Source organism: Micromonospora sp. DT15 (genome assembly GCF_049841475.1).
Lineage (GTDB): Bacteria > Actinomycetota > Actinomycetes > Mycobacteriales > Micromonosporaceae > Micromonospora.
This window is the reverse complement of record NZ_JBNCKJ010000017.1, coordinates 77,899-97,120: the sequence shown is the minus strand read 5'-3', so window position 1 is coordinate 97,120 and position 19,222 is coordinate 77,899. Positions and strand designations below refer to the sequence as shown.

Here is a 19,222-nt window from a genome sequence, read left to right as displayed (position 1 = left end):
CGGATCCCCCTAGGGTTCGATCGTCACCTTGATCGCTTCGCCGCGCGCCACGATGCCGAAGGCGTCGAGAGTGCGGTCGAGCGGCAGGCGGTGGGTGATGAGGTCGGCGACCGGCACGGCGCCGCCAGCGATGAGTCGGAGCGCTTCCTTGTTGTGCTCCGGGCTGGAGCCGTTGGCGCCGACGATGGTCAGCTCGCGGTAGTGCACGAGGTTGGAGTCCAGGGAGATGACGGGCTTGTCCTTCGGCAGGCCGCCGAAGAAGCTGATCCGCCCCTGGCGCGCGGACATCTGCACCGCCTGCTCCTGGGCGACGCCGGCGGCCGTGGCGGTGATGACGACGTCGGCACCCCGGCCTTCGGTGAGTTTGAGCACCGCGTCGACGACGTCGGTCTCGGCGCCGCAGATCGCCGCGTCCGGCTGGACCAGGTTGGCGGCCAGGTCGAGGCGTTCGCGGTTGAGGTCCACGAGGAACACCCGGGCCGCGCCGCGTGAACGGGCCAGTCGCACATGCAGACAGCCGATCGGCCCGGAGCCGACGACGACCACGTCGTCGCCCTCCCCCACACCCGCGAGGTCCTGGCCGTTGAGGACGCAGGCGAGGGGCTCGGCGACGGACGCCTCGGCGAAGCTGAGCCCCTCGGGGATGCGGTTGAGTCCGTCGACGGCGAGGACGTTCTGCGGCACGACCAGGTATTCGGCGAACCCGCCGTCGAAGTGGTATCCCATCGACACCTGGTTGGGGCACACGGTCATCCGGCCGCGCCGGCACTCGGCGCACGTACCGCACGGGATGGCGGCGATGACCTGAACCCGGTCCCCCGGCCGCCAGCCCGTGACGTCGCCACCGACTTCGCTGATCTCACCGGCGATCTCGTGGCCCATGACGCGCGGCGGGGCGATGTGGTGATGGCCGAAGCGGGAGATCTTCACGTCGGTGCCGCAGGTGGAGCAGGCGCGGACGCGGATCTTCACCTCGGCGGGGCCCGGCGTGGGCTCGGGCGCGTCCTCAATGCGGACGTCACCAGGCGCGTGGAATCGAACGACCTTCACGAGGGCTTCCCTTCGAGGATGGTGATGACGTCATCGACGCACGTCGACTCGCGTAGCCGCTGCGCCTGGGCGGGGTCCATCAGCACCGAGGCGAGCTGGGCGAGGATGTCCACGTGCCCGTCGCCGGCAGCGGCAATGGCGACGCAGACCCGTACGTCGAAGCCGTCCCAGTCGACGCCGTCGGGGAAGCGCAGCACCGCGAGGGCATCGCGCTGGACGGACTCCTTGCTGTTCAGCGTGCCGTGCGGGATGGCGACGCCCTCTCCGATGTACGTGGAGACGCTCTGCTCGCGGGTGAGCATCGCGTCGACGTACGCCGGGGCGACCGCGCCGATCTCGACGAGTACCGCGCCGCAGCGGCTGATCGCCTCGTCCCGCGATCCGGCCCGCTCGTCGAGCCGGATCGCGTCACGGGCCAGCAGTTCAGCCACTCAGCTCACCGCCGCGCTGTACCGCGTTCACGACCCTGCTGACGGCCGGGTCGCCGATGAACACCTGGATCGGCACGATGACCGTGTCGGGTGCGCTGACCCGGGCCCGCGCGGCGAGCCCCTGGTGGCAGACGACCACGTCCGCGTCCGCCGGGATCGAGTTGACCGGCGTGTGCTCGACGGTCACCGCGTTCTTCGCCAGTTGCCGCCGAAGTTGGCTGGCCAGCATCACGCTGCTGCCCATGCCGGCGTCGCAGGCGACGACGACCTTCTTGATCTCGGTGCCGTTGATGGTGGGCATGGATTCAGACCTCCTGCTTTGCCGACTTGTGGAGGGTCTCGTCAGGGTCGACAGCCCTCTCCTCGTCTGGACGGACAGCCGTCTCCTCGTCCGGGCCGACGGCGTCCGCGGCGGGCTCGCCGCGGCCGAAGCCGAGCAGGGCTGAGGCGACCGCGAAGGTGACGGCGGCGGCGATCACGACGCCGAGGATGACCCCGAAGTGGCCGCCCTTGGGGGTGACGGCGAGGTAGGCGAAGATACTGCCCGGCGAGGGGGTGGCGACCAGGCCGGCACCGGTGATCACGAAGGTGCCGACGCCGGCCGCACCCCCGGCGATCATGGCGAGGATCAGCTTCGGCTTCATCAACACGTACGGGAAGTAAATCTCGTGGATGCCGCCGAGGAACTGCACGATGATCGCGGCCGGGGCGCTGGGGCGCAGCGCGCGGGGGCCGAAGACCATGAAGGCGAGCAGCAGACCGAGGCCGGGGCCGGGGTTCGACTCGATCATGAACAGGATCGACTTGCCCTTGTCGGCCGCCTCGGCGATGCCCAGCGGGCCGAAGACGCCGTGGTTGATGGCGTTGTTGAGGAAGAGCACCTTGGCGGGTTCGACGAGTACCGAGGTCAGCGGCAGCAGGTCCTTGCCGACGAGCCAGTCGACGCCCGAGCCGGCTTGCTTGGTGAGCCATTCGACCACGGGGCCGATGCCGTAGACACCGCCGATGGCCATCCCGGCACCGATGATGCCGGCGCTGAAGTTGTCGACCAGCATCTCGAAGCCGGGACGGATTTTGTTTTCGATCAGACCGTCGAAGAGCCTGAGGACATACGCCGTGAGCGGCCCGATGATCATCGCGCCGAGGATCATCGGCACATCCGCGCCGACGACGAGGCCCATGGTCGCCACCGCGCCGACGACGGCGCCGCGTTGGCCGTGGACCAGCCGGCCGCCGCTGTAGCCGATGAGCACCGGTAGCAGGATGCTGATCATCGGGCCGACCAGTTCGGCCAGGGTTTTGTTGGGGATCCAGCCGGTGGGGATGAACAGTGCGGTGATCAGGCCCCAGGCGATGAACGCGCCGATGTTGGGCATGACCATCGCGGCCAGGTAGCCGCCGAGGCGTTGCACGGTGGCTTTGAGGCCCTGACCTTTCACCTCTGGTGTGTAGGAAGAGGAGGTCACGGGGGTATCTCCTTCATCGAGGGGCGGTCCAGACGGCTGCGGGGGAGAAAGCTCGTCCGGCTAGGGGTGGATGGTGACGTCGTGGCGGAGCAGGTCCGCTGGACCGGGCATCCGGCTGCCGGGCAGGCTCACCGCGGCGGCGCCCCAGGCCAGGCCTTCGGCGAGGGCCGCGGCACCCTGTGCGCCCGCGGCGAGGAACCCGGCGAGCAGCGCGTCGCCTGCACCGACGGTGCTACGGGGCCGGGCTACCGGGCAGGTGCCGGTGCGGATCCCTTCGGCGTCGACCAGGACGGCGCCGTCGGCGCCGAGGCTGGCTACGACGGTGCCGGCGCCCCATGCCCGCAGGCACTGAGCGGCATCAACCACATCGCCGAGGTCCTTCAGTGGGCTGCCGACCACCTCGGCCAGTTCGTCGCGGTTGGGCTTGAGCACTGTCGCTCCGGCAAGGGCGGCCTCGCGTAGGGCAGGACCGCTGGTGTCGACGGCGACCCTGACATCGGCGGCGCGCAGCTTCCGGCATAACTGCGCGTAGGCGTCGGCGGGCAGGCCGGGCGGGACGCTGCCGCACAGCACGACCCAGTCGGCGCCCCTGGCACGGGCGAGCACACTTTTGATCACCTCGTCGAACTCGGCGCGGCGCAGGGTCGGGCCCGGCTCATTGATCTTGGTGACCGTGCCGTCGGGCTCGGCCAGGGTGATGTTGGAACGGGTCCTTCCGGCGATGGAGACCGCGAGAACCTCCACACCCTCTGCCTTGAGGAGGCGGATGAGCTGGTTTCCCTCGTCACCGCCGGACGGCAGCACCGCCACCGACGGCACGCCGTTGGCCAGCAGGGCACGGGATACGTTGACCCCCTTGCCGCCGGGGTCGAGGTGAGCGGTGGCAGCCCGGATGACCTCGCCCCGGGTGAGTGAGCCGACCTCCACGGCTCGGTCGAGGCTGGGGTTGAGGGTGACGGTGACGATCATGCCCGGCCCGCTCTCATGCGCGGGCCACCCGAACGCCCGTGGACTCCAGGTCACCGACCAGGTCGAGGTCGGCACGGTTGTCGGTGATGAGCAGGTCGACGTCGGCCAGCTCAGCGAACCGGGCCAGATAGTCGTTGCCGAGCTTGGTGTGGTCGGCGACCACCACCGTGCGCCGGGCGGCACGGACCATCGCTCGCTTCACCGCCGCCTCGGACGGGTCCGGGGTGGTCAGCCCGCGCTCGACAGAGATGCCGTTGGTGCCGATGAACGCGACGTCAACGTAGAGGTCCGCCAACGGTGACAGCGCCCAGTCGTCGACGGTCGCCAGGGTCTTCCCGCGGACCCGTCCGCCCAACAGCAGGACGTTGAGGTTGGCATAGGTACCGAGGGTCGTGGCGATGACCGGCGAGTTGACCACGACGGTCAGCTCACGGTCGACCGGCAGCAGTTGGGCCAGCCGGGCGGTCGTGGTGCCGGCGTCGAGGATGATCGCGCCCTCCTCCGGCACCTCATTCAGGGCGAGTTTGGCGATGCGCTCCTTCTCCTCGATGAGCACCGCGTCACGCGCCGCCAGCGCGGGCTCGAACCCGAGCCGTTCGACGGGAATCGCTCCACCGTGGACTCTGCGCAGCACCCCGGCCCGCTCCAGGATGGTGAGATCGCGGCGGATGGTCTCCGACGTCACGTTTAGCCCATCGGCCAGGCCGGTCACCTCGACCCGGCCCACGTCCCGGGCGATGCGAAGGATCTCCTGCTGTCGTTCCTCGGCGTACATGTTGTTTCACCGCCGTTTCTTTTTGCTTGTGCTTTGTTTACGCCCGACTGTGAGGGAAGTCAAGAGATCGACCACAGGGACCCACACCCGGCGCGACGGTGATGAGGTTGGTGTCCCTACGACTTCGGCGTCCGGTTACGGCGGTGGTGGACGATCAGCGCGACCGCGCTGAGCATCGCCACCAGGCCGAACGCCGAGCTGACCCACTGGTTGTCCGCTGCGGTCGAGAGCACCACGTTGGCCGCCGCGCTGACGAAGAGCACCAGCCACAGCAGCGGGCGCAGCAGGCCACCCGGCCTTTTCGGTGCGGCGACCGGGGCCTCGGTGATGCGGTACGGATCGGTCATGACTGCCTCCTTCGGCGAATGTTTCCTGACGCCGTCAACGCTAGGGACGCGGCGCGGCGGAGACGATCCCGCCAGCTCGACGACAGTGGTACAGCAGGCTGTACCTTCCGCCCCGACGTCGCCGGGGGGGGCCTACGGTGGCCTATGTTGGCGGTGGAGGTGGGTCGATGGCGTACGTGCGGGGCCGGGTTCGCGCCTCGGTCGACGCCTTGGAGCACATCGTCGGAGGGCTGGGCACCGCCACGCTGGCGCTGGGCGCGCTGCTCTGGGCGGCGATCGTGGCGGTGACCTGCCTGGGCGGGGTGGGGCTGCTGGCGGCGCCGGGCGCGTTGCGGGCGGTGCGCTGGGTGAGCGACCGCGAGCGGAGCCGGCTGTCCCGCTGGGGCGAGCCGATCCCCACGCCGGGTCCGGTGCCGGCCGGGTTGCGGACGGCGACGCGCGATCCCTTCGTACGCCGGGAGCTGGGCTGGGTCGCGCTGTACTCGCTCGTCGGCCTGGTGACCGGGCTGGTCGGCATCGCGCTGCCGCTCTATGCGGTGCAGGACGGCACCTTCCCGCTGTGGTACCGGCTGGTCCCCCCCGACGCCGCGCCGGGGATCGTCTGGTGGCACATCGATGGCCTGTCCGACGCGCTCTGGGTCGGGGTGCTCGGGGTGGGCTGCCTGGCCGCCGCGATCTGGTTCAGCCCGGTCCTGGCCCGCCTCCAGGCATGGCCGGGCCGGTGGCTGCTGCCTCCACCGCCGGGTGTCGACCTGTCACTGCGGGTGGCAGAGCTGACCGCCACCCGCGCCGCGGCGCTGGACGCCCACGCGGTCGAACTGCGCCGGATCGAGCGGTCGCTGCACGACGGCACCCAGAACCGGTTGGTAGCGGTCAACGTGTTGCTCGGCGCTGCGCGGCGGGCCGTGCGCCGCAATCCGGACCGCGCCGACGAGATCCTCGGGCAGGCGCAGGACGCCGCGGAACAGGCACTCGGCGAGCTGCGTACGGTGGTGCGCGGGATCCTGCCGCCGGTGCTGGACGACAGGGGTCTCGCCGGTGCGCTGACGGGCCTGGCCAGCAGCTGCGCGGTGCCCTGCCGACTGGAGGTGGACGTGGCTGTGCGGTGCGCGGCCTCGGTCGAGGCCACCGCGTACTTCGTGGTGGCCGAGGCGCTGACGAACGTCGTCCGGCACAGCGGTGCGAGCCAGGTGGACGTGGCCGTGCGCCGCGAGCGCGGCCGGCTGCTGGTGAGCATCGAGGACGACGGGCACGGCGGCGCGAACGAGACACGTGGCTCCGGGCTCACCGGTATCCGCCGGCGGGTCGAGGCGTACGACGGCCGGATGACGCTGACGAGCCCGCCGGGAGGGCCGACGAGAATGGACGTGGAGCTGCCATGCGGATCGTGATCGCCGAGGACGACCCGCTGCTGCGTGAGGGGTTGGCGCTGCTGCTGCGGGCGGAGGATCTGGACGTCGTCGCCACCGCCGGCACTCCGGGCGAGTTCCTGGTCGCCGTCGACGAGCACGCGCCGGACGTCGCGATCGTGGACGTACGGATGCCGCCGACCCACACCGACGAGGGCATCGTCGCCGCCGTGGAGGCCCGGCGGCGCCGTCCCGGCCTCGCGGTACTGGTCCTGTCGGCGTACGTCGAGCAGGCGTTCGCCACCGACCTGTTCTCGGTCGGCGCCGTCGGGCTCGGTTACCTGCTGAAGGAGCGGGTGGGCCGGGTCGAGGAGTTCCTCACCGCGCTGCACCGCGTCGCGGACGGCGGCAGTGTGATCGACCCGGAGGTGGTGGCGCAGTTGCTCGCCCGCAACCGCCGGACGGACACGGCACTGAGCGAGCTGTCACCGCGTGAGCGTGAGGTGCTGGGGCTGATGGCCGAGGGGCTCGGCAACAGCGCTATCGCCGAGCGGCTGTTCGTCACCGACGGCGCGGTGCACAAGCACATCCGCAGCATCTTCTCGAAGCTTCAGCTTCCACCGGACGACAGTGCCGACCGCCGGGTCACCGCCGTGCTGCGCTACCTGGACGGCGATCGGCGGTAGCGCCTGCTGTACCCGGACCTGGCAGCCCGCGGGATGGTTGCCGTTCTCCCACGTCAATAGCGTTTCTGGTGCGCGCAGTTCTTGCCGATGACACGGAGAGAGGCCACCAGAATGCCGGATTATCCGGAACAGACAATCGCACCGGCGGTACGCGTCGAACACCTCACCCGCGTGTACGACGCCGGCGTTGACCAGGTGACTGCGCTTGCCGGCGTCGATGTCAGCTTCGAACGGGGCACCTTCACGGCGGTGATGGGCCCCTCGGGCTCCGGCAAGAGCACGCTGCTGCAGACCGCGGCCGGGCTCGACCGGCCCACCTCCGGTCGGGTGGTCATCGGAGGCACCGACCTGTCCGGGCTGTCCGAGACCCGCCTGACCGAGCTGCGTCGTACCCGGATCGGGTTCGTCTTCCAGGCGTTCAACCTGATCGGCGCGCTCACCGTCGAGGAGAACATCGTGCTGCCCCTGCGCCTGGCCGGCGTCCGGCCGGACCGGGCCTGGCTGACCCGGGTGGTCGAGCGGGTCGGCCTCACCGACCGACTGCACCACCGGCCGGCCGCGCTCTCCGGCGGCCAGCAGCAGCGGGTGGCGATCGCCCGGGCGCTGGCCACCCGCCCGGAGGTGATCTTCTCGGACGAGCCCACCGGCGCCCTCGACTCGCGGACCGCGGCGGAGGTGCTGACGCTGCTGCGCGCGGTCGTGGACGAACACCGGCTGACCGTGGTGATGGTGACCCACGATCCGATCGCCGCCTCGTACGCGGACCGGGTGCTCGTATTGGCCGACGGTGCGATCGTCGCCGACCTTCCGCAGCTGGGAGCCGCCCGTATCGCCGAGCACCTGGCGTCGCTGGATCGGCGGGTACTGCGATGATCGGTCTCGCCGCCCGCCTGCTGCGCCACCGCGCCGGACCCGCCGCCGCGACACTGCTGGCCCTGATCGCCGGCGTGCTGATCCTGGTGGCGATGGGCACCCTCGTCGAGTCCGGGCTGCGTTTCCGCGCGGAGCCACGGCTCTGGGCCTCGGCCGACGTGGTCGTCGCCAACCGCACGGTCAGCCACACGTTCAAGGAGTTCGGCGGCGACACCACCACGAGCACCGTCACGCTGCCAGAGGGCGGCACTGTGGACGCGGCAGTGGTGGACCGGATCCGCCAGGTGCCGGGCGTCACGGCCGTCACCGGCGACAAGAAGGTGGTCATCGGCTCACCCGCTGCCGTGGGACACGGCTGGGACACGTACGCCTTCACCGGTCGTCCCATCACCGCGGGTGCCGCGCCACGGGCCGACGACGAGGTGCTTGTCGACACCCGGTTCGGCGGGGCACCCGGCAACCGCATCGACCTGGTCGTCGGCGGGGTCAGCCGGTCGTACCGGGTGAGCGGAACCGCCGAGACCGGTTCGGCGGCGGTGTTCTTCACCGACGCGCAGGCCGCCCGGTTGTCCGCCCACCCGGGCCGGGTGGATGCGATCGGCGTGCGGATGGCGCCCGGCGCCGACCTCGGCGCCCTACGCGAGATCGCGTCGGAGGCCGGCGCCACGACATACGCCGGGAAAGACCGTGGCAACGTCGAGCAGTCGGAGAACCAGGCCGCCCAGACGTTGCTGGTCACGGCCGGATCGGCTTTCGGGGGGTACGTCGTCCTGCTGATCGTCTTCGTGGTGGCCGGCACCATCGGGCTGTCCGTCCGGCACCGTCGACGTGACCTGGCGTTACTACGCGCGGTCGCGGCCACGCCGGGCCAGGTGCGCCGCATGCTGGTCGCCGAAGCCGCGCTGCTCGCCCTGGTCGGCTCTGCGATCGGCGGCCCGGCCGGCCTGCTGGCGGCCCGCTGGGTGCACGGCGAACTGGTCGGGCGGGGGTTCGTGCCGGCCAGCTTCCCGATGGCCGGCGGCCTGTTCGCGGTGCCGGCCGCGGTCGGTACGGCGGTCCTCGTGGCCGTGCTCGCCGCGGTGGTCGCCGGACGCCGGGTCACCGCGATCAAGCCGATCGAGGCGCTCGGCGAGATCGCTGTCGAGCCTCGGCGTAGCGGCCGGGTGCGGCTGATCGCCGGCGTGCTGACGCTGGCGGCTGCCGGCACCTCGGGGGCGTTCACGCTCGGCGCCGCCGGGTCGACCGGAGCGCTGGCCGGCGCGGTCGGCATGCTGTACCTGTTCGTCATCGCGGTGGCGCTGCTCGCACCGAGGATCAACGTGTACGCGGCACGCCTGCTCACACCGTTGTTGCCGAGGGTGTGGAGGGTCAGCGGCTACCTGGCTGCGGCCAATCTGCGAGCCAACGCGCAGGGCATGGCGACCGTCCTGACCGCCCTCGTGCTGTCCGTGGGGTTCGGCGGCTCGGTCTGGTTCCTACAGACCAACCTGGAACGGCAGACCACCACGCAGAGCAGCGCGGGAACCCTCGCCGAGCGGGTAGTTGTCGCACCCGGTGGGCTGCCGGCGGACGCGGCGCGCGAGATCCGCGAGTTGGCCGGGGTTCAGGCGGCCACTGGTGTGCACGGTACGCAGGTGGTGATGCGGGTGCTCGGCGGAATCGAGCCGGTCAACGCGCAGTCGGTCGACCCGGCGGGCATCACGTCGACGATGGACCTCGACGTCCGCGAGGGCAACCTGGCCGACCTGCGCGAGGGCACTGTCGCCCTGTCTGCGACGCAGGCGTCCTCGTCCGGCTGGGACGTCGGCGATCAGGCGGAACTCTGGCTGGGCGACGGCACGCCGGTTACGTTGGACGTCATCGCGATCTACGGCCGTGGCCTCGGCTTCGGCGACGTCACGCTGGCCGCCGAGACGGTCGCCGGGCACACGGCCGGGGACACCAACGACGAGGTCCTCGTCAGCGCCGGCCCGGACGCCGACACCGCGTTGGTCACATGGTCGGCTGAGCATCCAGGTGCCGAGATTCTCGACGCCGCCACCCGTACCCGCCTGATCAGCACCGATCTGGCGCTCGGCGCCTGGCTGAACCGGCTGCTGATCGGCGTGATGGTGGGGTACGCGGCCCTGGCCGCGGCCACCACGATGGTGATGGCCGCACTGGCCCGCCGCCGCGAGTTGGCGTTGCTCCAACTGGTCGGGGTCACCCGTCATCAGATTCGGAGGATGGTCCAGGCCGAACAGGCCGGACTGCTCGGCACCGCGGTACTGATCGGCGCGACGATCGCGGCGCTGACCCTGAGCGCGATCGTCAACGGACTGACCGGCAGCCCGATCCCGTACGTCCCGCCGCTCGGATGGGTGGCGGTGCTCGGCGGCACGACGCTGCTGGCGCTGGCGACCACCGTGTGGCCGGTTCGACGGCTGCTCAGCGCCCCTCCGATCGACAACATCGGTGTGAAGGAGTAGACGTCCGGACGCGGGAGTGACGACGCGCCGTCTGACGGCTACGTCGCGTTACCTCCGTCACTCTCCTTGGCATCCGGAACGTCGTTCCGTATGTTGATTACCGGAACACCGCTCCGGTTGCCGGGCACGCTGAACCGGGCGGGCTGCCACCAAACCGTGGACGTTGAACGTGTCTGAAGGAGTAACAGTCATGCAGTACCGCACCTTGGGTCGCACTGGTGTGCAGGTCAGCACGCTCGTACTCGGCGCAATGAACTTCGGCAAGATCGGCAACACCACCCAGGAGGACGTCGCCGCCATCGTCAACGGCGCGCTCGATGCGGGGATCAACCTCATCGACACCGCCGACGCCTACAGCGGTGGCCAGTCCGAGGAGATGGTCGGCAGGGCCATCGCCGGCCGCCGCGACGACGTCATCCTGGCCACCAAGGCGACGCTGCCGATGGGCGACGAGCGCAACCAGCGGGGCGGCTCGCGCCGCTGGTTGGTCACCGCGCTGGAACACAGCCTGCGCCGCCTCGGCGTCGACCACGTCGACCTCTACCAGATGCACCGGTGGGATCCGACGACCAGCGACGACGAGACGCTGTCGGCGCTGACGGACCTGCAACGCGCGGGCAAGATCCGCTACTTCGGCTCCTCGACCTTCCCTGCCTACCGCATCGTGCAGGCGCAGTGGGCCGCCCGCGAGGGGCGTCTGAGCCGTTACGTGACCGAGCAGCCGAACTACTCGATCCTGCAGCGCGGCATCGAGACCCACGTGCTGCCCGCGACCCAGGAGTACGGCATGGGCGTGCTGGCCTGGAGTCCGCTGGCGTCGGGCTGGCTGTCCGGGGCGATCCGCGCCGACCAGGAGATCAGCACGAACCGCTCGGGCTTCATGCAGCATCGCTTCGACGTCAGCATCCCCGCCAACCGCGCCAAGCTCGACGCCGTCGAGCAGCTCGCGAAGGTTGCCGACGAGGCCGGCCTCAGCATGATCCAACTCGCGCTCGGCTTCGTCACCGCGCATCCGGGCGTCACCAGCGCGATCATCGGTCCCCGCACGATGGGCCACCTCAGCTCGCAGCTCGCCGCCGCGGACACGGTGCTCTCGGCCGACGTGCTCGACACGATCGACGCGATCGTGGCTCCCGGCGTCGACCTCGCGGCCCACGAGAAGAACGACACTCCGCCCGCTCTGCTCGAGCCGGCGCTGCGCCGCCGCTGATCACTCGGCACGCCGGCGACCAGACGGCAGGCGGACGTACGCCTACGCGTCCGCCTGCCGCTGACCCGCCGCACCGTCGCCGACGACGCCGTCAGCCGCGGCGCCCTGCTGGAACGCTACTGCGCCGCCATCGGCCGCGACCCGGCGTCGATCACCCGCTCGATCAACCTGCCCGTCTCCTACGACCAACCCCGGCTCACCCGCGTCGCCATCGGCAGGGCGATCGGCGCGGGCATCGGGCACATCGTGCTCACACTGCCGGCGCCCTACCCGGCTGACGTCGCGCGTTGGGTCGCCGACGAACTCATCATCCCGTCGACCGCCTGACCGCCTGACCGGCCGGTCCCGGTCGATCTCCGAACCGGGCGGCCTGGGTCAGATGGTGGAGTGACTGATTTCAAGGCTCCCGCTGCCGGAGTCGCACTGAGACCAGTGCCAACCCGGTCAGCGGGAGCCTCCCGATCGCGCTGCCGGGGCCGGTCGCCACCCGTGCCGGCCGTGATCCACCTCGCAGTACTTGCCTCTCACGTTAGCGTGAGGTTTTAGCGTGGTGGCATGCAGATCAACGGCTCAACAGCTCTCGTGACCGGTGCCAACCGCGGGCTCGGCAAGGCCTTCGCCGAGGCACTCCTCGCCCGCGGCGCCACCGTCTACGCGACCGCCCGTCGCGTGGAAAGCATCGACATCCCCGGTGCCGTCGCCCTCCAGATGGACATCACGGATCCAGCGTCCATCGAGGCCGCGGCAGGCAAGGTGGGCGACCTCAACATCCTCATCAACAATGCCGGCACCTCCACGCAAGCCCCGCTGCTCGGCCCCTCCCTGGAGAACATCCGCCACGACTTCGACACCAACTTCTGGGGCACCCTCAACGTCACCCGCACCTTCGCGCCGAGGCTGGCCGGTGGTGCCATTCTCAACGTCATCTCGGCGCTGAGCTGGTACAGCTTCGCCCCGAGCAGCAACGGCTACGCCGCCTCCAAGGCCGCGGAGTGGTCCCTGACGAACGGCATCCGACTCGAGTTGGCCGGCCAGAAGACTCTGGTCACCGCCCTGGCGCTGGCGATCGCCGACACGGACATGATGGCCGGCATCGACATCCCCAAGCTCGCGCCCCACGAGGTGGTCAGCCAGGCTCTCGACGGACTGGAAGCGGGCAAGATCGAAGTCATCGCCGACAAGCCCACCGCCAACGTCAAGGCCTCCCTCTCAGGCGACCCCGCCCTCTTCTACGCCGACATCACCGGCAACCTCTTCGGGTGATGTCGCCAGCACAACGCCTCCAGGCGTAATCGGCTTGGTCAGAGGGCGCACGCCCCACGCGGCGGCCGGCTTCCGGTGCAGCCCATGCGTTCAGCGCGAGTTGTCCGGCGCACATAAAGCACCGTGAGCACCATCAACACATGAGAGCGCGTTTCGCATTTTGTGGCAGTCGGGTGTGGTGACCCACCGGACCGGTGGGTCACACGCCGGTTCGCCCGTCGATGCACTCGCGCAGGAGGTCGGCGTGGCCAGCGTGCCGCGCATACTCCTCGATCACGTGGAGGAGCACGTCGCGCGTGGCGTGGCTGCCACCCTCGACCGGCACCTCGCGGCCCAGGTCGGCCTCCTCAAGGGCATCGAGCCACTTGTCGGACCTGGCGATCTCGGCCTTCCAGATCGCGAAGGCTTCCTTCACCACCGCTGGATCGGCTACCGCGCCCCCGAAGTCCCAGTCCGGGTCGTCCTCGTGCTGGTAAAGGCACGGTGCGTCGGTCCCCTGCAGTACACGCTGGAACCATTGGTGCTCCATCTGGGCCAGATGGCGGACCAGGCCGAGCAAGCTCAGGGTGCTGGGCGGCACCGAGCGTCGGCCGAGCTGCTCGGCGTCCAGTCCGTCGCACTTCATCTCTATGGTCAGACGGTAGTTGCCGAGGTACTCCCGGTAGGTCGCCTTTTCGCCGACGGGCTGGCCGAAGGTCCTGGGGTCGTCCTCAGGGGTGGTCCACAGTTTGCTCACGGCGCCACCCAAGCGCGGGCGAACCGCACCAGTCAAGCGAGTTGCGGTGCCCCGAATTCGAGGGCCGCCAAGAGGAATTGAGGGCGTCTATGCGGTGAGTCCGCGACCAGTATCGAGGAGGATCGCGATGATCACTGCGGAAATCACCTGAGCGCAGAGACCACAGAGGTCCACACCTGGGCTGGGCTCAACACCCTGGATTCAGGCCAGTCCCAGTGGAGAGTTGGTCGCCGTCCCGTCGCCCTCGACCCGCCCGGCGTGCCGAGCTCGGACGGCCGAACCAGCGTCGCCGCCCGCCTGGTGGACTCCTGTCGGATGTCGAACACTTCCCGCATGTCGGGCCACGGGTGCGCATCCGGCGCGGGGACCGGCATCCTGGCACCGGACGAATCTCCCCTGCGGCCGGGTCGTCGCCAGAGCCCGTTGCGGGCCGGCCATGGGGCTGTGACACGGATCCCGGACAGGGCACCCGCGGTCGGCCGACCAGGGACGGTGTCGCCCACCGACGGGGCATACCTGATCGGCCCCCTTCTCACAACCGGCCTTCCCGCCGATCCGACCAGCCGCCCTGACATGTACCGCGAATCGCGCCACAGTGGACGCGTGTGTCTCACGGGCGAGGCCACTGCCCTTGCCATCGCCGACCTACCGTGAGCACGCCACCGCTCACAACGATGCCGCCCGGTGGCCGGCAGAACGATCACGGACGCCAACGCGTGACGGTCCGTGGTGCGCAAATCGGGGGAAAAACAACATATGGACATAAATATCCTAGGGCCAGTGCGAGCGCGCGTCGACGACCGGTCCGGCGGCCAGACCACGACCATGCGGGAGAGCGACCTGGGGGGCACCAAGCCCCGCACTGTGCTCGCCGTCCTCCTGCTCGCCAGAGACGGCGCGGTTGGCGACGACCGGCTCAGTGAGCTGCTGTGGGGCAGCCGGCCGCCCACCACCGCCATCGGACAACTGCACACCTACGCCTCCCGGCTGCGCCGCGAGCTGGGCCGCGAGGTGCCGCTGCTGCGGGTCGGGCGGGGCTACCGGTTGATCAGTGAGCACCTGCGGGTCGACTACGCCGAATTCCTGCGCCTCACGACCGCAGGCCGGCAGGCGCTGGCCCAGGGGCATCCCGAACGGGCCGCGCCGCAACTGCGCCGCGCCCTGCTCCTCTGGCGCGGAGACGCCCTCACCGACGTCACCTCCCACTTGGCGGCAGCCGAACGGCCACGACTGGAGGAGCTGCAGCTCGAGGCCCTGGAGGGCCGCGCGGAGGCAGACCTCCTGCTCGGGGAGCACGGCCGGCTGGTCTGCGAGCTGACCGGCCTGGTCGCCCGGTATCCGCTGCGGGAGCGGCTTCGGGCCCAGCTGATGATCGCGCTGTGTCGCTCGGGTCGCCAGGCCGACTCGCTCGACGTCTACCAGGCTGGGCGGCGGATCCTCACCGAGGAACTCGGTGTCGACCCGGGCCCCCTGCTGCAGGCAGCCCAGTGCGCGGTGCTCGCTGGCGGGACGATGGCCAACGACGGCGCGGTGCTGGCCGGCGTCCGATAGGGACGCCGGTCAGGTGGCCACGCCGTGGCTTCGGAAGAGCTCGTCGATGGCGACCTTGTCGAAGGTCTGACCCTCGGCGAGTCGGCGCAGCACCAGCAGGCACGGCATGCCGAACTCACCACCGGGAAACGACCTGGACCGGGTCGCGCCGACGCAGACCGACCACGCGGGTGCCTGCCCGCGCGGCAGTTCCACCCCGGTCTCCGCGTCGAAGACCCGGGTGCTGGCCGTCAGGATGACGCCGGCACCGAGCTTGGCGCCGCGACGCACCCGGCCCCCCTCCACCACGATCGACCGGGACCCGACGAATGCCTCGTCCTCCACCACGACCGGTACCGCGGAGGCCGGCTCCAACACCCCGCCGATGCCCACCCCACCGGAGAGGTGGACGTTGCGGCCGATCTGCGCGCACGAGCCCACCGTGGCCCAGGTGTCCACCATGGTGCCGGCTCCCACCCAGGCGCCGATGTTGGTGTACGAGGGCATCAGCACCACCCCGGGCGCATGGTGGCTGCCCCACCGGGCGATAGCGCCGGGCACCACCCGCACCCCGTCGAAGGTGCGCTTGAGTGGCAGCCGGTCGTGGTAACGGAACGGCCCGGCCTCGGACGGCTCCAGCCCGAGGACCCGGAACGCCAGCAGGATGGCGCGTTTCGCCCGCTGGTCCACGACCACCTCGTCGGTGACCGGATCGACGGCGGCGACCCGGCTCACCCCGCTGTCCAGTTGGTCCACGGCGGCGGTGACGACGGCGTGGCCGGTCGGATCGTCGGTGGTCACCGTGTCCCGGCGGTCCCACAGCTCGTCGATCTCGGCTGGCAGGGGCGCCCCGGTCGGGGCGTTCGGCACGACGGTGGCGTCAGACATGCGCCGCCCTTCTCTGGTCGGATTCAAGCGGCCCCAGGGCACCCGCCCTGGGGGTGATCTCGGCGATGTCGCGGACGGCGGCGAAGCGGACATGTCCCCGACCCGCCGGCCCGTATGCGCCGCCGGGCATCACCACGATGCCGGCGCGACTGGCAAGGCTCCTCGCCCAGGTGTCGCCGTCCCCACCCGGCGCGGCGGTCCACACGAAGAAGCCACCGTCGGGACTCCGTGCTGCCGCCCCGTTGACGGTGAGCAGTCGCACCAGGTCGGCCACCCGGGTGGCGCCCCGCTCGTACTGGATCCGGGCGTGCTCGTCGTCGCCGAGCAGGTACGCGGCCGACCGCTGGGCGGCCGCGCCCGCCATCAGCCCGGCAGCGCGGCGGCACGGCACCAACCGCTCGACCACGGCGGGATCGCCGGCGTAGAAGCCGACGCGCAGCCCCGGGCTGTTCGACCGCTTCGACAGGCTGTGCACGGCGAGGACCCCGGCGGTGCCGTGCGCCAACGCGGTCCGTGGCGACCCGGACCAGGTCGACTCGGTGTACGCCTCGTCGGAGATCACGAGCACGCCGTACCGTCGGCCCCAGGCGACCAGGGTGTCCAACGGCTCGAGCGCACCGGTCGGGTTGCTCGGGCTGTTCACCCACAGGCACAGCGCGCGGTCGCGTACCGCGGCAGGCAGCAGGTCGGGCCGCATGCGGTGGTCGGCGTCGGCCGGTACCCGGTGGGTGGCGAAGCCGGCGAGACGCGCGCCGTTCTCGTACGCGGGGTAACAGAGCTGCGGGACGAGCACCGTGTCACGCCCCGGCGGGACGAGTCCGGCGTCGCGCAGGAACAGCGGCAGGGTGGAGATGAACTCCTTGGCGCCGGCGCAGGCCGCGACGGCGTCCGGCGCGAGCGCGACCCCGAACCGGCGGCGCAGGTAGCCGGCGGCCGCCAGCCGCAGCTCTTCGGTCCCGGCACTGGGTGGATAGCCGGCCGGTTCCTGCCCGGGTGGCTCGCCGGGTGTCACCGGCGGCGGATCGGCGGGTACCCCCAGCGACAGGTCGAGCAGTGCCGACCCCGACCCGCGCGCCAGGTCGAGCAGCTCCTCGCGCGACGGCGGGGCGCTCAGCACGGCACCGCAACGCCGGACATGGCCACCAGCGCGGGGGCGGGCACCACGGCGGGCGGGAATTCGAGGGTGGCGAAGTGGTCGTGTTCACCCTCGGCCCGGCGGATCATCTCGATGCTGCCGTCGCGGCGCAGAAGCAGCTCCTGCGGACGCAGGCGACCGTTGTAGGTGAAGCCCATCGAATGGCCGTGCGCACCGGTGTCGTGGATCAGCAGCAGATCACCCTCCCGCAGCGCCGGCAACGGGCGGTCCCTGCCGAACCGGTCGTTGTTCTCGCACAGCGGCCCGGTCACGTCCACCGACTCCGTGGGCCCGGCCGCCCGCGCGAAGGGCACCGTGATGTGGTGGTACGCGTCGCGGTAGAGCGCCGGACGCATCAGCGCCGTCATGCTGGCGTCCACCCCGGCGTACTCGCGCCACTTGGACATCCGGTTCACCACCCGGGTGGCGAGCACCCCGTGCGGTCCCGTGATGAAACGGCCGCTTTCGAAACACAGACGCGGCGCGGGCAGGCCGTACTCCTGCTGCCACCGGTCGAGACGCTCGCGGAGCGCCCGGCCGAGCGCGTCGATGTCGGCGGTCGGTTCGCCCGGCCGGTAAGGGATACCGATGCCGCCGCCCAGGTTCAGCGTCCGCACCGCGACGCCCGTGTCGCGGTGCAGGGCGACGACCTGCTCCAGCAGCAGTTCGAGGGTGAGCAGCACCGGCGCCGCGGTGAGCGAGTTGGAGGCCAGCATCATGTGCAGGCCCACGGTCCGAACGCCGAGCGTCACGGCGCGCGCCACCACGTCGGTGAGCCGGTCGGCGGGGACGCCGAACTTGGCGTCGGCCGGGTCGCCGAGGAAGGTGTCCGCGTGCCGGCGGGAACCCCGGTGCGCGTCGTCGCCCGGGTTGACCCGGAACGCCAGGGTGTCCGGCACGGCGCCCAGTTCGGCGATCTTCTCGAGGACCGTTGCGTCGTCGACGGTGATCAGCGCGTCCGCGCGCAGTGCCGCGGTCAGCTCCGCCCGGCTGGTGTTGTTCGAGTTGTAGCAGATCTGCCGACCCCGCGCGCCGGCCCGCAGCGCCAGTGTCAGCTCGGGACCCGAACTGACGTCGAAGCCGAAGCCGTGCCGGGCCAGGATGCGCAGGATCGCCGGATTGGGCAGCGCCTTGACCGCGAAGTACTCGGTGTAGCCCAGCGACCGGAACGCCCGGTCGAAGGCCGTGCAGGTGTCGTCGATGCCCTGCTCGTCGTAGAGGTGGAACGGTGTGCCGAAACGCTCGACGGCGCGCGGTAGGGCGTCGTCCAGACGTGCCTGGAACGCGGGACTCACGGGCATCTGTCGGGCTCGCTTTCTGCCAGGGGCGGGTGGTTCGGGGTCAGTAGCCGAACCGCGCGATGATCACTGAGCGGACACGGTCGCCAGAGAGGGGGCGTCGGTAGACGTAGCTGTCCACGCTGACGTCGTCGAAGCCGGCCAGCTGAGCCTGCTCCCGCAGGTAGTCGACGGCGAGCCAGTGGAAGCCGGTCACCCCCGGCGCCGCCTGCACCCGGCTGCCGTCGCGGGTGGCGTCGTTGGAGGCCACGAGGATGCCGCGGCCGTCCACGCCGAGCCAGCTCCGGACGTGCGCCATGATCGGCAAGGTTGCGGTACGGGCGTCGTAGAGGTGGCCGAGCAACCCGTCGAGATAGGCCACCGGCCACGGGTCGGTCGGCGTCCAGGTCGTCACGTCGGCTTCGATCGACCGGACGCCCTTGGCCGTTGACATGGTGACGGCCTCGGCCATCGCGTCCACTGCCAGCACCTCGACCCCGGCCGCGGCCAGGTGACCCTCCACCACCGCGTTGCCGCTGCCCAGGCTGACCAGCCGGCGGCTGCCGGCCCGCGTCAGCTCGCCGTTGAGCAGCTCCAGCATCCAGGTCCGATAGGCCGGCGAGTGGGTGGAGGGGGTGACAGAGTCGCCGCGCGCGCCCCCGGTCTCCCAGATGTCGAAGAGGCTGACGTCGTCGCCGGACCGCGAGCGGTAGAAGTCGGCGAGGTCGGCGAGTTGGTCGGGTCGGGTGTCGGTGGTCTCGATGGTCAC

Annotated in this window: 19 protein-coding genes; 7 read left to right on the top strand and 12 right to left on the bottom strand. The window is 70.8% G+C overall.

Features of this window, described 5'->3' with window-relative positions; genetic code table 11:
• Positions 1 to 9 precede the first annotated feature (9 nt).
• The 7 genes from ACLQ3F_RS29865 to ACLQ3F_RS29835 form a co-directional block, all read right to left on the bottom strand.
• Positions 10 to 1,050, bottom strand: coding sequence for a zinc-dependent dehydrogenase (locus ACLQ3F_RS29865; protein WP_425852898.1), 1,041 nt, complete (start codon positions 1,048 to 1,050; stop codon positions 10 to 12).
• Complete coding sequence (locus ACLQ3F_RS29860) at positions 1,047 to 1,481, bottom strand: PTS sugar transporter subunit IIA (protein ID WP_425852896.1); 435 nt, start codon at positions 1,479 to 1,481, stop codon at positions 1,047 to 1,049. The genes ACLQ3F_RS29865 and ACLQ3F_RS29860 overlap by 4 nt, the downstream gene beginning before the upstream one ends.
• Positions 1,474 to 1,782, bottom strand: coding sequence for a PTS lactose transporter subunit IIB (locus ACLQ3F_RS29855; RefSeq protein ID WP_366609744.1), 309 nt, complete (start codon positions 1,780 to 1,782; stop codon positions 1,474 to 1,476). Before ACLQ3F_RS29855 ends, ACLQ3F_RS29860 begins: the two co-directional genes overlap by 8 nt.
• 4 nt (positions 1,783 to 1,786) lie before the next feature.
• Positions 1,787 to 2,947, bottom strand: a complete 1,161-nt coding sequence (gene mtlA / locus ACLQ3F_RS29850) for a mannitol-specific PTS transporter subunit IIC (protein WP_425852894.1) — start codon at positions 2,945 to 2,947, stop codon at positions 1,787 to 1,789.
• A 60-nt stretch (positions 2,948 to 3,007) separates the two neighbouring features.
• Positions 3,008 to 3,916, bottom strand: a complete 909-nt coding sequence (gene pfkB / locus ACLQ3F_RS29845) for a 1-phosphofructokinase (protein WP_425852892.1) — start codon at positions 3,914 to 3,916, stop codon at positions 3,008 to 3,010.
• Between the two features lie 13 nt (positions 3,917 to 3,929).
• Complete coding sequence (locus tag ACLQ3F_RS29840; protein ID WP_425852890.1) at positions 3,930 to 4,691, bottom strand: DeoR/GlpR family DNA-binding transcription regulator; 762 nt, start codon at positions 4,689 to 4,691, stop codon at positions 3,930 to 3,932.
• Positions 4,692 to 4,807: 116 nt separating this feature from the next.
• On the bottom strand, positions 4,808 to 5,038 hold the full coding sequence (locus tag ACLQ3F_RS29835) for a hypothetical protein (protein ID WP_425852888.1): 231 nt from the start codon (positions 5,036 to 5,038) through the stop codon (positions 4,808 to 4,810).
• A gap of 167 nt (positions 5,039 to 5,205) precedes the next feature.
• Between ACLQ3F_RS29835 and ACLQ3F_RS29830 the strand changes: the two genes are divergently transcribed.
• The 6 genes from ACLQ3F_RS29830 to ACLQ3F_RS29805 all read left to right on the top strand — a co-directional run bounded on the left by ACLQ3F_RS29830 (position 5,206) and on the right by ACLQ3F_RS29805 (position 12,887).
• Complete coding sequence (locus tag ACLQ3F_RS29830) at positions 5,206 to 6,429, top strand: sensor histidine kinase (protein ID WP_387353872.1); 1,224 nt, start codon at positions 5,206 to 5,208, stop codon at positions 6,427 to 6,429.
• Positions 6,417 to 7,073 (top strand): response regulator transcription factor, encoded by a 657-nt coding sequence (locus ACLQ3F_RS29825; RefSeq protein WP_355008515.1) that lies wholly within the window; start codon positions 6,417 to 6,419, stop codon positions 7,071 to 7,073. Before ACLQ3F_RS29830 ends, ACLQ3F_RS29825 begins: the two co-directional genes overlap by 13 nt.
• 111 nt (positions 7,074 to 7,184) lie before the next feature.
• Positions 7,185 to 7,946, top strand: a complete 762-nt coding sequence (locus ACLQ3F_RS29820; RefSeq protein ID WP_425852886.1) for an ABC transporter ATP-binding protein — start codon at positions 7,185 to 7,187, stop codon at positions 7,944 to 7,946.
• Positions 7,943 to 10,414 (top strand): FtsX-like permease family protein, encoded by a 2,472-nt coding sequence (locus tag ACLQ3F_RS29815; protein WP_425852884.1) that lies wholly within the window; start codon positions 7,943 to 7,945, stop codon positions 10,412 to 10,414. The genes ACLQ3F_RS29820 and ACLQ3F_RS29815 overlap by 4 nt, the downstream gene beginning before the upstream one ends.
• A 190-nt stretch (positions 10,415 to 10,604) precedes the next feature.
• Complete coding sequence (locus ACLQ3F_RS29810) at positions 10,605 to 11,624, top strand: aldo/keto reductase (RefSeq protein WP_425852939.1); 1,020 nt, start codon at positions 10,605 to 10,607, stop codon at positions 11,622 to 11,624.
• Positions 11,625 to 12,179: 555 nt separating this feature from the next.
• Entirely contained in the window at positions 12,180 to 12,887 is a 708-nt protein-coding gene (locus ACLQ3F_RS29805; RefSeq protein WP_425852882.1) for an SDR family oxidoreductase, read from the top strand.
• 199 nt (positions 12,888 to 13,086) lie between these two features.
• On the opposite strand, the gene ACLQ3F_RS29800 is transcribed toward ACLQ3F_RS29805, so the two are convergent.
• Positions 13,087 to 13,623: a DinB family protein gene (locus ACLQ3F_RS29800; RefSeq protein WP_425852881.1), complete on the bottom strand. Its 537-nt coding sequence runs from the start codon at positions 13,621 to 13,623 to the stop codon at positions 13,087 to 13,089.
• A 780-nt stretch (positions 13,624 to 14,403) separates the two neighbouring features.
• Here ACLQ3F_RS29800 and ACLQ3F_RS29795 point away from each other — a divergent pair.
• On the top strand, positions 14,404 to 15,174 hold the full coding sequence (locus tag ACLQ3F_RS29795) for an AfsR/SARP family transcriptional regulator (RefSeq protein ID WP_425852879.1): 771 nt from the start codon (positions 14,404 to 14,406) through the stop codon (positions 15,172 to 15,174).
• 9 nt (positions 15,175 to 15,183) lie between these two features.
• Here ACLQ3F_RS29795 and ACLQ3F_RS29790 read toward each other — a convergent pair whose 3' ends face one another.
• The 4 genes from ACLQ3F_RS29790 to ACLQ3F_RS29775 are packed head-to-tail and all read right to left on the bottom strand — an operon-like array spanning position 15,184 to position 19,222.
• The gene (locus ACLQ3F_RS29790; protein ID WP_387353882.1) at positions 15,184 to 16,041 is read right to left on the bottom strand and encodes a 2,3,4,5-tetrahydropyridine-2,6-dicarboxylate N-succinyltransferase; all 858 of its coding nucleotides are present in this window, start codon (positions 16,039 to 16,041) and stop codon (positions 15,184 to 15,186) included.
• On the bottom strand, positions 16,034 to 17,158 hold the full coding sequence (locus ACLQ3F_RS29785) for a pyridoxal phosphate-dependent aminotransferase (RefSeq protein ID WP_425852877.1): 1,125 nt from the start codon (positions 17,156 to 17,158) through the stop codon (positions 16,034 to 16,036). Before ACLQ3F_RS29785 ends, ACLQ3F_RS29790 begins: the two co-directional genes overlap by 8 nt.
• Positions 17,152 to 18,477, bottom strand: coding sequence for a diaminopimelate decarboxylase (lysA, locus tag ACLQ3F_RS29780; RefSeq protein ID WP_425852875.1), 1,326 nt, complete (start codon positions 18,475 to 18,477; stop codon positions 17,152 to 17,154). Before lysA ends, ACLQ3F_RS29785 begins: the two co-directional genes overlap by 7 nt.
• Before the next feature lie 40 nt (positions 18,478 to 18,517).
• Positions 18,518 to 19,222 carry a class I SAM-dependent methyltransferase gene (locus tag ACLQ3F_RS29775; RefSeq protein ID WP_355008497.1) on the bottom strand — a complete coding sequence of 235 codons (705 nt, stop codon included), beginning with the start codon at positions 19,220 to 19,222 and terminating at the stop codon, positions 18,518 to 18,520.